The sequence below is a fragment of the Bittarella massiliensis (ex Durand et al. 2017) genome (assembly GCF_001486165.1).
In the GTDB taxonomy this organism is placed as follows: domain Bacteria; phylum Bacillota; class Clostridia; order Oscillospirales; family Ruminococcaceae; genus Bittarella; species Bittarella massiliensis.
On the sequence record NZ_LN908977.1, the window covers coordinates 461,248 to 473,700 of the forward strand.

A 12,453-nucleotide genomic window follows, 5' to 3' on the forward strand; every position below is an offset into this window, starting at 1 on the left:
TCAAAAATATTTTTGAGGCGTTCACAATTTATACACAGCTATCGGGTATATTGTATTTAGCACTCGAGAGAATAGACTGCTAAAAGTGTGAAGAGAATGGGAGGGTGGTTCCAATGAACGCCAACAAACTGACACAGAAATCGCTGGAAGCGGTGCAGACCGCCCAGAGCCTGGCCATAGAGCACAGCAATGTGCAGATCGAGCAGGAGCACCTGGTTTCGGCCCTGCTGGAACAGCCCGAGGGGTTGATCCCCTCGCTTGTCAAAAAGATGGGCTGCGACCTGGAGGCCCTGCGCGCCGCCGTGCGCCAGCGCATCGAGGGGATGCCCGGCGTCTCGGGCCCCGGGCGGGAGCCGGACAAGATCTACGTCTCGCAGGAGGTGGACCAGGCCCTGGTGCAGGCCGAGGCCGAGGCGGGGCGGATGCAGGACGAGTACGTCTCGGTGGAGCACCTGCTGCTGGGGTTGCTGGAGCGGCCCAGCACCTCCATGCGGGAGATTTGGAGCCGTTTTGGGGTGAAAAAGGACGGCTTTCTGGCCGCCCTGTCGTCGGTGCGGGGGAATACCCGGGTCACCAGCGACACCCCGGAGGAGACCTATGACGCCCTGAAAAAGTACGGGCAGGATCTGGTGGAGTTGGCCCGCGCCCAGAAGTTGGACCCGGTCATCGGCCGGGACGCGGAGATCCGCAACGCCATCCGCATCCTCTCGCGCAAGACCAAGAACAACCCGGTCCTCATCGGCGAGCCCGGCGTGGGCAAAACCGCCATTGCCGAGGGGTTGGCCCTGCGCATTGCCAGGGGGGATGTGCCCGACAACCTAAAAGACCGCAAGCTCTTCTCCCTGGACATGGGGTCCCTGGTGGCAGGGGCCAAGTTCCGGGGCGAGTTTGAGGAGCGGTTGAAGGCCGTTTTGGGCGAGGTGAAGAAGAGCGAGGGCCGGATCATCCTCTTTATCGACGAGCTGCACACCATTGTGGGGGCGGGCAAAACCGAGGGCTCGATGGACGCGGGCAACCTCCTGAAGCCGATGCTGGCGCGGGGCGAACTGCACTGCATCGGCGCCACCACCTTGGACGAGTACCGCCAGTACATCGAAAAGGACCCGGCGCTGGAGCGCAGGTTCCAGCCGGTGATGGTGGAGGAGCCGGACGTGGAGGACACCATCTCCATTCTCCGGGGACTCAAGGAGCGCTACGAGGTGTTTCACGGGGTGAAGATCCAGGACGCCGCCCTCATCGCCGCGGCCACCCTTTCCAACCGCTACATCACCGACCGCTTCCTGCCGGACAAGGCCATCGACTTGGTGGACGAGGCCTGCGCCATGGTGCGCACCGAGATCGACTCGATGCCCGCCGAACTCGACGAGATCTCCCGCAGGATCATGCAGTACGAAATTGAGGAGGCGGCCCTGAAGAAGGAGACCGACCGCCTCTCCCAGGACCACCTGGCGGAGATCCAAAAGGAGCTGGCCGACCTGCGGGCCCAGTTCAAGGAGATGAAGGCCAAGTGGGAAAACGAGAAAAACGCCATCTCCAAGGTGCAGAACCTCCGCGCTGAAATCGAGCAGGTGGGCGCCGAGATCGAACAGGCGGAGCAGCAATACGACTTGAACCGGGCCGCCGAGCTCAAGTACGGGCGGCTGCCCGGCCTGAAAAAGGAGCTGGAAGAGGAGGAGAAGATCGCCGAGCAGGGCCAGAAGGGCGCGGGCAGTCTGCTGCGCGACCGGGTCACCGACGAGGAGATCGCCAAGATCGTCGGCCGCTGGACCGGCATCCCCGTCTCCCGGCTGGTGGAGGGGGAGCGCGACAAGCTGCTGCGGTTGCCCGAAGAGCTGCACCGCCGGGTGGTGGGGCAGGACGAGGCGGTGGAGAAGGTCTCCGAGGCCATCCTCCGCTCCCGGGCGGGGATCCAGGACCCGGACCGCCCCATCGGTTCCTTCCTCTTTTTGGGGCCCACCGGCGTGGGCAAGACCGAGCTGGCCAAGGCCCTGGCGCAGGCCCTCTTCGACGACGAGCACAGCATGGTGCGCATCGACATGACCGAGTACATGGAGAAGTTCGCCGTCTCCCGCCTCATCGGCGCGCCTCCGGGCTATGTGGGCTACGAGGAGGGGGGCCAGCTGACCGAACAGGTGCGCCGCCACCCCTACAGCGTCATCCTCTTTGACGAGGTGGAGAAGGCCCACCCCGACGTCTTCAACATCCTCTTGCAGGTGCTCGACGACGGGCGGATCACCGACTCCCAGGGACGGACGGTGGACTTTAAGAACACCATCATCATCCTCACCTCCAACCTGGGTTCTGGCGCCATTTTGGAGGGGATCGGCCCCGACGGGCAGATTTCCGAGGGCGCCAAGGAGGAGGTCAACGGGCTGCTGCGCCGCCAGTTCCGGCCCGAATTCCTCAACCGGCTGGACGAGATCGTCTTCTACAAACCCCTCACCAGGGAGGAGATATCCGGCATTGTGGAGCTGCAGATCGCAGACCTGCGCCGCCGGTTGGCCGACAAGCAGCTGTCGGTGGAGCTGACCGCCGCCGCCAAGGAGTATGTGGTGGCCCAGGGGTACGACCCGGTCTACGGCGCCAGACCCCTCAAGCGGTTCATCCAGAGCAAGGTGGAGACCCTGATCGCCCGGCTGATCATTCGCGCCGAGTTGGCGCCCCGCACCACCATTGTGGTGGACTACGACGGCCATCAATTGACCGCCGAGCCCAAGGGCGAGTTGCAGGCGCTCTAATTTTCCGGCAGACAGAAAGGGGGTCCGGCAGCGGGTGCGAGAGCGCCGCTGCCGGGCCCCTTTGCCGCAGCTGAAAAACGTTTGGAAAAAAGAGGGTGGCCGTGCTATACTAAAACACAGAGAGACGTGAGGACAGGCGGCCCGCCCCGGGCGGGGCCGCCCACAGTGAGAAGGGAGAGCAGCCTGATGAGAGTTTTGCTGGTCAACGGGAGTTCCAATAAAAACGGGTGCACCTTTACCGCCCTGTCGGAGGTGGCCGCCGCCCTGGAAGAGGAGCAGGTGGAGACCGAGATCTTGCAGTTGGGGGCCGACCCGGTGCGCGACTGCATCGGCTGCGGCGGTTGCCGGAAGATGGAGCGCCGCTGCGTCTTTGACAGCGACGTGGTCAACCGGCTCATCGAAAAGGCCGAGGGGGCCGACGGCTTTGTCTTTGGCACCCCGGTCTACTACGCCCACCCCAGCGGGCGGATCCTCTCGGTGCTGGACCGGGCCTTTTACGCCGGCAGCGCCGCCTTCGCCTACAAGCCGGGGGCGGCCGTGGCCTCGGCCCGCCGGGCGGGGACCACCGCCTCGCTGGACGCGCTCAACAAGTATTTCACCATCGCCAAGATGCCGGTGGTCTCCTCCCAGTACTGGAACATGGTGCACGGCAACACCCCGGAGGAGGTCCGTCAGGACCTGGAGGGGCTGCAGATCATGCGCACCCTGGGCCGGAACATGGCCTGGCTGCTGCGCTGCATCGAGGCGGGGAAGGCCGCAGGCGTCAACCCGCCGGCTCCCGAAGCGCCGCTGCGCACCAACTTCATCCGCTAGGTACTAAACTGGCGAGAAGGCACACCCGAGAGGGTGTGCCTTCTTTTTTGTGCACAGGGCGGCCTAGGCGTCGGCAAAGATGCGGCGGGAGAGGAGGGAGAGCCCGGCGGAGAGGATGGCCGCCGCCAGGAGGATGACCCCGCCCCCAGCGGGGAACTGCTCGAAGAGGGCGCCGTAGATGGCCTGCCCCAAGGGCTGGGCGCACATGGAGAGGGCGATCATCAGGGCGATGACCTTGCCCACCAGCTGGGGCGGGGTCTCCAGTTGAACGGCGGCCATCATCTGCACGCTGAAGACGGTGGCCAGGGCCATGATGAAGAAGCTGAAGGCGGTGATGAGCCAGAAGCCGACGGTGGGGGAGAGGCCCAGCAACAGGGGGAGGGCCAGCCCTCCGGCAAAGGCGCTGCAGAGGAGGAGCAGCCGGGGGGAGTGGCGCAGGGTGAGGCGGTTGCCCGCCGCGGCGACAAAGAGGCCGCCGCAGAGCCCGCCCAGGGCCCCGATGCCCTGAAAGAGCCCCAGCATCCGGTCGCTCATCCCCAGGGTGTCCACCACGACCACCGGCAGGCCCACCGTCATCACCGAGGTCATCACCAGGTTGATGGCGGCCACCAGCAGGATGACCTTGGCCAGAAGGGGCTTTTCCCGGCGGATGTAGCGGCTGCTGTCGCGCAGGTCGGCGCGGACGATCGACAGGACCCCCGGTCCCTTCTCCCGTGGGGTGAAGGGGATGCGGATAAAGAGCTCCATCACCGCCGAGGCAAAGAAACAGGCGGCGCTGATCGCCAGGATGGGGAAGATGCCGAAGGCGCCGAAGAGCATCCCCCCCACGATGGGGCCCAGCAGTCCCGAGAGGGAGGAGATCTGGTTGATGACCGCCCCGCCCCGCAGGACCTGCTCCCCCTCCACCAGGGCGGGGATGCTGGCCTGCACGGCCGGCTGGTAGGTGCCGCTGATGCCGTAGAGGAGCATCAGCGCCACCAGGATGAGGGGGACCAGGGGCAGCCGTCCCAGCCCCAGGTAGACCGAGAGGACCAGCAGGGCGGTGAAGAAGTCCAGCGCCACCATGATGTTGCGCTTGTTGACCCGGTCGGCCAGCACCCCGCCGAGAAAGGAGAGGACGATCATCGGCAGGAAGGAGCAGGCGCTCACCAGCCCGAAGAGGGCCGCCGAACCGGTTTGGCGCAGCAGGTAGAGGGGGAGGGCGAAGCGGAGGATGGCGTTGCCGAAGAGGGAGATGATCTGGCCGATCGCCACCAGGGTGAAGTCGCGGCGGAAGAGTTTGGGGGGAGATGTTGTTTTCATCGGTGCCTCCTTGTCAGCAGAAAGACAGTTTTTAATACCAACCGACGGTATGTATTTTGCGAAAAAAATTTGCTCCGCACAGGAGCAGTTGTTGCGGCAGCCGCGGCCACTGGGGGAGAGCCGCCGCCCTCCTTCGGGCGGAAGGGAGCGGCAGTCGGAGGATCCGCAGAGGGGAAGCCCCCTTTAATAGGGCTCTCTTACGCTGTCTTTGGGGCCGTGGAAGAGGGTGGTGAGGGCCACATAGTCCTCCTCCAGCTCCCGGTCGATGATGTCCAGCCCTGCACTCCGGAGCATCCGCGCCAGCAGCTGGACCCGCGCCCGCAGCCGCTCGGGCTCGTCCGGGCGGACAAAGGGGTTGGCCCAGACATTGAGCAGCACCGCAAAGACCTCGGCCAGCTCCCGGGGCTGGACGGCGTCGGGCAGGGAGCCGTCGCGCAGCCCCTCTTCAATGGCCGGCTGGATGAAGTGGGGGGCCACCAGGGAGAACACCTCGTCCAGTTGAGTGATGACAAAGCGGGGGTCGCGCACCGTCTCCAGCATCATGGCCGCCACCGCCTCGTCGCCGGGGTTGTGGCAGGCAGCCGCCAGCATGGCCCGCAATTTTTCCCGGCCGCTGCGTGTCGGGTCGTCGCGGATGGCGGTGAAGAGGGCCAGATTGGCCTCCCCAATTCGCTGGCAGACCGCGTCAAAAATCTCTTCCTTAGAGCGAAAGTGGTGGTAGATGGCCCCTTTGGAGAGCCCTCCCAGCTGGTCGATGATGTCCTGGATGGAGGTGTTTTCATACCCCTTTTGGGTGAACAGCCGCTGGGCGGCGTCCAAAATTTTTTTGACTGTCTCCTCCGGGTGCTTGTTTCTGGCCATCTCGTTCACCTCACATACATACCGTCGGTATCTATTGTACGGCAGACAGGGGTCCCCGTCAAGGGGGAGGAAGTGGTTTTTTCCTTTTTTCTGCCTCTGTGGGCCCCTGTCGGGAGGGGACACCCCGTCGCCGTCCCGGTTTGGCCGCCTTGGCGCAGTGGGGGGGGACGAGCATATTCCCCGCCCAGGGCTGCATAGAGTGGAGAGAAGGGACAAGTCCCGTCCCCAAAAATGCAGGAATGTTCACAGGGAGGAATGCGACATGACTTCTATGGCGCCATCGCTCTACTACCGCCGGGGGCTCAACCCGATCCAGGTGGAGCAGGCCCGCCAGCGACACGGCTCCAACGCCCTCACCCAGGGGGAGCGCAGCGGGTTTTTCAAGCAATTCCTGGCCAGCTTCGGCGACCCCATCATCAAGGTGCTGCTCTGCGCGCTGGCCATCAACATCGTCTTTTTGTTCCGCGACTTCGACTGGTTCGAGACGGTGGGGATCGCGGTGGCCATCTTTTTGGCCACCTTTGTCTCCACCCTCAGCGAGTACGGCAGCGAATCGGCCTTCATCAAGCTGCAGCAGGACGCCGCCAGCATCCAGTGCCGGGTCCGCCGGGCGGGGATGGCCGCCTCGGTCCCCATCGACGAGGTGGTGGTGGGGGACGTGGTGCTGCTGCAGGCAGGGGAGCGGGTGCCCGCCGACGGGGTGATGGTGGAGGGCAGTCTCCACCTGGACCAGTCCGCCCTCAACGGCGAAAGCGCCGAGGTGGAGAAAAAGCCCGCCGCCGGAGAGGCGGGAAAGGCCGACCTGGCCGCCCCCAACTGGCTCTTTCGGGGGAGCGTGGTCTGCTCGGGCGAGGGGGCCATGGAGGTGCTGGCCGTGGGGGACAAGACCTTCTACGGCGGCATGGCCCGGGAGATGCAGGAGGAGACCCGGGAGAGCCCCCTGCGGCTGCGGCTGGGGGGGCTGGCCAAGATCCTCTCCCGGCTGGGCTACTGCGCCGCCGCTCTGGTGGCCGTGGCCGACCTCTTCAACGCCTTCTTCCTCTCCAACCACTTTGACCCGGCAGCCATCTCAGCCCTTTTCGCCCAGCCCTCGCTGGTGCTCGAACACATTCTGCACGCCGTGACCCTGGCCATCACCGTGGTGGTGGTGGCGGTGCCGGAAGGGCTGCCCATGATGATCACAGTGGTCCTCTCCTCCAACATGCGGCGGATGCTCAAAGACCACGTGCTGGTGCGCAAGCTGGTGGGGATCGAGACCTCCGGCAGCCTGAACATCCTCTTCACCGACAAGACCGGCACCCTCACCCGGGGCCGGTTGGAGGTGACCCACTTCCTGGCCGGGGACGGCAGGGAGTACAAGACCGCCGCCACCCTGCGGAGCCAAAAGGGGCTCTGGCGGCAGGTGGAGGACTGCTGCCGCTACAACAACCAGGCGGTCATCAGCCCCCAGGGCCCGTTGGGGGGCAACGCCACCGACCGGGCGCTGCTGGCCTTTGCCCTGCCCCAGAGCACCAAGGGCGAGGTGCAGGTGGCCCGGCGGGTGCCCTTTGACTCGGCCAACAAATACGCCGCCGTGACGTTGGAGGACGGGCGCACCTTCGTCAAGGGCGCGCCGGAAAAACTGTTGGAGAGTTGCACCAAGTACGTGGACGGGGAGGGGCGGGCCCGGCCCCTGGACTCCCTCAAGCTGCTCAAATTGCGCTGGAAGGAGCTGACCGCCCAGGCGGTGCGGGTGCTGGTGCTCTGCCAGAGCGCCGTCCCGGTGGGGGAGGGCGGCGGCCGCTTTTCCGACCTGACCCTCATCGGGCTGGTGGGCATCCGCGACGAGGTGCGCCCCCAGGCCAAGCAGGCGGTGCGCCAGGCCCAGGCGGCGGGGGTGCAGGTGGTGATGATCACCGGCGACAACCGGGACACCGCCGCCGCCATCGCCCGGGACGTGGGCCTTCTGCGGGAGGCCGCCCCCGGCGCCATCCTCGAGAGCGGGGAGCTGGCCGCCATGAGCGACAGCCAGCTCAAAGATGCCCTGCCCGGCATCCGGGTGGTGGCCCGGGCCCTGCCCCAGGACAAGAGCCGCCTGGTCAAGGCCGCCCAGGAGTTGGGGCTGGTGGCGGGGATGACCGGCGACGGCATCAACGACGCCCCGGCCCTGAAAAAGGCCGATGTGGGCTTTGCCATGGGCAGCGGCACCGAGGTGGCAAAAGAGGCCGGCGACATCGTGATTTTGGACGACAACTTCCAGTCCATCACCCGGGCCATCCTCTACGGGCGCACCATCTTCAAGTCCATCCGCAAATTCATCGTCTTTCAGCTGACCATGAACCTCTGCGCCGTGGGGGTCTCGGTCATCGGCCCCTTTATCGGCATCGACACCCCGGTGACGGTGATGCAGATGCTCTGGATCAACATCATCATGGACACCCTGGCCGGGCTGGCCTTCGCCGGCGAACCCCCGCTGGAGGAGTACATGGAAGAGTCCCCCAAGCGGCGGGACGAACCGGTGCTCACCCGCTCCATGGTCCACCAGATCGTCTGTATGGGGGTATTCACCGTGGGCCTCTGCGTGGCCTTTTTGAAGGTGGATCTCTTCAAACACCTCTTCCGCATTGAACTGGGAGAGCAGTACTTCATGACCGCTTTCTTCGCCCTCTTCATCTTCACCGGCATCCTCAACAGCTTCAACGCCCGCACCCCGCGGGTCAACCTGTTTGCCAACCTGGGGGGCAACCGGGCCTTTGTGTTCATCATGGCGGCGGTGGCGGGGGTACAGCTGCTGCTCATCTACTTTGGCGGCAGCCTCTTCCGGGTGGCAGGGCTCACCCTGCGGGAGCTGGTGACGGTGCTCCTCATCTCCACCCTGGTGCTTCCGGTGGACCTGCTGCGCAAGGCGGCCCTGCGCAGAAAGGGGATCACTCCCGACATTTAAAGCAGTCAAAAAACAGCCTTTTTTAAGTCGATACTCTCTGCGGAGGGCGGCGCGCCGCGGAATGGGCGAAGGCAAAATCGCACCCTGTCGCAGAAATCGGCTTTAAAACAGTCTCGCGGGAGAATTTTTTTCTCTCGCGAGGCTGTTTTTTGTGGCGAAAAGGCAATTTGATGTGCTCGGCAGGTGTGGAGAGAGGTTCACCCCCCCAAACAGAAAAGCGGGCGGATACTTTTTTAAGAGCAAATTTGGCCTAAAAATGTACATGGAGGGAAAAAGTGGGCCTTTAAATTTGTATAAAATGTAAATTCTTTTGACTTTAACTGATTTTCCGGAAATACCCCTTGATTTTTGTGGGAAAGTGATTACAATGATATTTAGCACTCAGGTATATAGACTGCCAAACCAATTATACCAAACTATAATATAGGAGGAATTCAGTATGACCATCAAACCCTTGGCTGACCGCGTTCTGATTAAACTGCTCGAGGCGGAAGAGAAGACCGCCAGCGGCATCATTCTCCCCGACGCCGCGAAAGAGAAACCCCAGGTGGCCGAAGTGGTGGCCGTGGGCCCCGGCGGCATGGTGGACGGCAACGAGGTCGTCATGACCCTGAAGGTGGGCGACAAGGTGATCGCCAGCAAATACGCCGGCACCGAGGTCAAGGTGGAAGGCGAGGAATTCACCCTGCTGCGGCAAAGCGACATCCTGGCCATCGTCGAGTAAGACCGGCCCAGACCGCCCGCAGATAACCGCTTACACATCACTACAACTGATAAAGGAGTAAGGCAACATGGCAAAAGAGATCAAATTCGGCGAGGAAGCCAGACAGTCCCTGCAGGCCGGCATCGATCAGCTGGCAGACACCGTCAAGGTCACCCTGGGCCCCAAGGGCCGCAACGTGGTGCTGGACAAAAAGTTCGGCTCCCCCCTCATCACCAACGACGGCGTGACCATCGCCAAGGAAATCGAGCTGGACGACCCCTTTGAGAACATGGGCGCGCAGCTGGTGAAAGAGGTCGCCACCAAGACCAACGACGCCGCCGGCGACGGCACCACCACCGCCACCGTCCTGGCCCAGGCCCTGGTCCGCGAGGGGATGAAGAACGTGGCCGCCGGCGCCAACCCCATGATCATCCGCAAGGGGATGCAGAAGGCCGTCGACGCCGCGGTGGACTTCATCGTCACCAACGCCAAAGAGGTCAACGGCTCCCAGGACATCGCCCGGGTCGCCTCTGTCTCCGCCGGGGACGAGGCCGTCGGCAAGCTGATTGCCGAGACCATGGAGAAGGTCTCCGCCGACGGGGTCATCACCATCGAGGAGTCCAAGACTGCCGAGACCTACTCCGAAGTGGTCGAGGGCATGCAGTTTGACCGCGGCTACATCTCCCCCTACATGGTCACCGACACCGACAAGATGGAGGCCGTCCTCGACGACCCCTACATCCTGATTACCGACAAGAAGATTTCCAGCATCCAGGACTTGCTGCCCCTGCTGGAGCAGATCGTTCAGGCTGGCAAAAAGCTGCTGATTATCGCCGAGGACATCGAGGGCGAGGCCCTGACCACCATCCTGGTCAACAAGCTGCGCGGCACCTTCAACTGCGTGGCCGTCAAGGCCCCCGGCTTCGGCGACCGCCGCAAGGAGATGCTCCGCGACATCGCCATCCTCACCGGCGGCGAGGTCATCTCCAGCGAGCTGGGCCTGGAGCTCAAAGACACCACCGTCATGCAGCTGGGCAACGCCAAGCAGGTGAAGGTCACCAAAGAGAACACCATCATCGTCGACGGGGCCGGCGCCAAAGAGGCCATCGACGAGCGCATCGCCCAGATCAAAAACGAGATCGCCGCCTCCACCTCCGACTTTGAGAAGGAGAACATGGAGGAGCGGCTGGGCAAACTGTCCGGCGGCGTGGCCGTCATCAAGGTGGGCGCCGCCACCGAGGTGGAGATGAAAGAGCGCAAGCTGCGCATCGAGGACGCCCTGTCCGCCACCAAGGCCGCTGTGGCCGAGGGCATTGTCGCCGGCGGCGGCACCGCCTACCTCAACGCCGTGGGCGCGGTGGCCAAGGTGGCCGCCAGCTGCACCGGCGACGAGAAGACCGGCGCCAACATCGTCCTGAAGGCCCTGGAAGAGCCGGTTCGCCAGATCGCCGCCAACGCCGGCGTCGAGGGTTCGGTCGTGGTCGACAAGATCAAGCGCTCCCGCAAGATGGGCTACGGCTACGACGCTTACAGCGACCAGTACGTCGAGATGCTGGAGAGCGGCATCGTCGACCCCACCAAGGTGACCCGCAGCGCCCTGCAGAACGCCGCTTCCGTCGCCGCCATGGTCCTGACCACCGAGAGCCTGGTCGCCGACCAGAAAGAGGAGAACCCCGCCGCCGGTATGGCCCAGCCCCCTATGGGCGGGATGATGTAAGCATCCGCGCGAAAAACTCCTTCTGAAAAACAGCACATCACATGTCAAAGAGCCCCTGCCCGGGAGACCGGGCAGGGGCTCTTTTTTGCGTGCGGGGGGACGGCCGATCCCTCCTTCGCACTTTTGGTTAGGGCTCTTTTTCGTGCACAGGGGGATGGTCGACCGGCGGCCTTTTCTCCGTGTTTCCAGCCGCTCTGCGTGCAGAGGGCGGCCAGCGGGCAACCGCTGTCTCCGCGTTTTTTGTTACGACCCGTTTTGTGCGCGGAAGGCGCGGTCAGGGAAGGGGGGAAACGGAGAAGGGGAGGACGGCCTCGTTGCCCGCCAGGTCGCAGACGGCCAGCCGGTAGTCGCCGTCGGGCAACCCGGCGTACACCTCTCCGCTGGCGGGGTCGGTTCCCCCCAGGGGGAGGGGCTGGCCCTCGCCGTCGGTCAGGCACAAACTCGCCCAGTCCACCCCGCTGCCGTCGTCGCGCAGGGTGAGGCGGGCAAAACTGCCCTCCACCTGTAAGTCGGCAAAATAGGGGGGCGTCCTGTCCCCGGCCGGGGCGGCCAGCAAAGCCTGTCCGGCCAGCAGCACGAGGGCCCCCGACAGGGCGATGCAGGCAAAGGCCGCCGGCAGAGATATCCGCCTTTGGGGCGGGTGGGGAAGTCCTGCCCGCCGGGCGCTCTCCTGCGAGGAGTGGGGCAGCGCCCACCGCAGGGCCAGCCCGGCGGGGACCAGGGCGAAGCTGTCTTTCAGGTAGAGGCGGAGTTTGGCCTTGGCGCTGGCCAAACTCCGTTTGACGGTGGCCAGGGAACAGCCCAATTCCTGTGCAATTTGGCGCAGGGGGGTCTGCTGGCAGTAAAAGCGGATGGTGGCGATCCTCTCCCGCTCGGGCAGCCGCCGCAGGGCCTGTTCCAGGGCGATGGAGGTCTCCCGCCGGTCCAGCGCCCCCTCGCCGGGGGCGGCGTCGGGATGGGAGGAGAGGGCCCCGCCCTCCACCCGCGGGACCCGCCGCTCCCGGCGGAGGATGGTCTGGCAGCAGGAGTGAGTGGCCCGGTTGAGGTAGGCCACCACCGCCTGGGGGTCGCGGATGTTGGCAGTATTTTTGTAGAGGGAGGCGTAGCTGTCCTGCACCGCGTCGTCGGCCAGATGGGGGTCGCCCAGCAGGGCCAGGGCCTGGTAGTACTGGGCCTCCACCGTGGCGGCGTAGAGCTTGGCAAAGGCCTTCTCATCCCCCTGTTGGGCCTGTTTCAGCCATCGACCCAGCTGTTTGTGGCTCACCGTCAAATCAAACACCCTTTCCTCTGCGCTTTTTCAGCAGACAGTATAGCACAGATTCGACCGATTTCACCACAAATTGTGAAAGGAAAAAATTCCTGCATTTTTGTGAGCTCTTTGTCCTCCGACCAACGC

The 12,453-nt window shown here is 64.3% G+C and carries 8 protein-coding genes; 5 read left to right on the top strand and 3 right to left on the bottom strand.

Annotated elements, in window-relative coordinates; translation table 11 throughout:
* Window positions 1-113: 113 nt before the first annotated feature.
* Window positions 114-2,738 carry an ATP-dependent chaperone ClpB gene (gene clpB / locus BN3266_RS09180; RefSeq protein ID WP_059004916.1) on the top strand — a complete coding sequence of 875 codons (2,625 nt, stop codon included), beginning with the start codon at window positions 114-116 and terminating at the stop codon, window positions 2,736-2,738.
* 186 nt (window positions 2,739-2,924) lie between these two features.
* A complete protein-coding gene (locus BN3266_RS09185) occupies window positions 2,925-3,551 on the top strand; it encodes a flavodoxin family protein (RefSeq protein WP_021661203.1) in 627 nt (208 codons plus the stop codon).
* Window positions 3,552-3,614: 63 nt separating this feature from the next.
* Here BN3266_RS09185 and BN3266_RS09190 read toward each other — a convergent pair whose 3' ends face one another.
* Together BN3266_RS09190 and BN3266_RS09195 are read right to left on the bottom strand one after the other, a co-directional pair.
* The gene (locus BN3266_RS09190; RefSeq protein WP_059004917.1) at window positions 3,615-4,853 is read right to left on the bottom strand and encodes an MFS transporter; all 1,239 of its coding nucleotides are present in this window, start codon (window positions 4,851-4,853) and stop codon (window positions 3,615-3,617) included.
* Between the two features lie 183 nt (window positions 4,854-5,036).
* Window positions 5,037-5,714, bottom strand: a complete 678-nt coding sequence (locus tag BN3266_RS09195; protein WP_059004918.1) for a TetR/AcrR family transcriptional regulator — start codon at window positions 5,712-5,714, stop codon at window positions 5,037-5,039.
* A 262-nt stretch (window positions 5,715-5,976) separates the two neighbouring features.
* Here BN3266_RS09195 and BN3266_RS09200 point away from each other — a divergent pair, with 262 nt between their 5' ends.
* From BN3266_RS09200 to groL, 3 genes are all read left to right on the top strand, one after another.
* Window positions 5,977-8,637, top strand: a complete 2,661-nt coding sequence (locus BN3266_RS09200; RefSeq protein ID WP_242861751.1) for a calcium-translocating P-type ATPase, PMCA-type — start codon at window positions 5,977-5,979, stop codon at window positions 8,635-8,637.
* Between the two features lie 439 nt (window positions 8,638-9,076).
* Window positions 9,077-9,361, top strand: coding sequence for a co-chaperone GroES (locus BN3266_RS09205; RefSeq protein WP_059004920.1), 285 nt, complete (start codon window positions 9,077-9,079; stop codon window positions 9,359-9,361).
* 67 nt (window positions 9,362-9,428) lie between these two features.
* A complete protein-coding gene (gene groL / locus BN3266_RS09210) occupies window positions 9,429-11,057 on the top strand; it encodes a chaperonin GroEL (protein ID WP_059004921.1) in 1,629 nt (542 codons plus the stop codon).
* Window positions 11,058-11,331: 274 nt separating this feature from the next.
* Here groL and BN3266_RS09215 read toward each other — a convergent pair whose 3' ends face one another.
* A complete protein-coding gene (locus tag BN3266_RS09215; RefSeq protein WP_082671769.1) occupies window positions 11,332-12,336 on the bottom strand; it encodes an RNA polymerase sigma factor in 1,005 nt (334 codons plus the stop codon).
* Window positions 12,337-12,453 lie beyond the last annotated feature (117 nt).

Bases quoted from the DNA above. Each gene is read 5' to 3' on its own strand.
- BN3266_RS09200 (WP_242861751.1), top strand. From the start codon at position 5,977: ATGACTTCTATGGCGCCATCGCTCTACTACCGCCGGGGGCTCAACCCG.
- BN3266_RS09195 (WP_059004918.1), bottom strand. From the start codon at position 5,714: ATGGCCAGAAACAAGCACCCGGAGGAGACAGTCAAAAAAATTTTGGAC.
- groL (WP_059004921.1), top strand. From the start codon at position 9,429: ATGGCAAAAGAGATCAAATTCGGCGAGGAAGCCAGACAGTCCCTGCAG.
- BN3266_RS09205 (WP_059004920.1), top strand. From the start codon at position 9,077: ATGACCATCAAACCCTTGGCTGACCGCGTTCTGATTAAACTGCTCGAG.
- BN3266_RS09185 (WP_021661203.1), top strand. From the start codon at position 2,925: ATGAGAGTTTTGCTGGTCAACGGGAGTTCCAATAAAAACGGGTGCACC.
- BN3266_RS09190 (WP_059004917.1), bottom strand. From the start codon at position 4,853: ATGAAAACAACATCTCCCCCCAAACTCTTCCGCCGCGACTTCACCCTG.
- clpB (WP_059004916.1), top strand. From the start codon at position 114: ATGAACGCCAACAAACTGACACAGAAATCGCTGGAAGCGGTGCAGACC.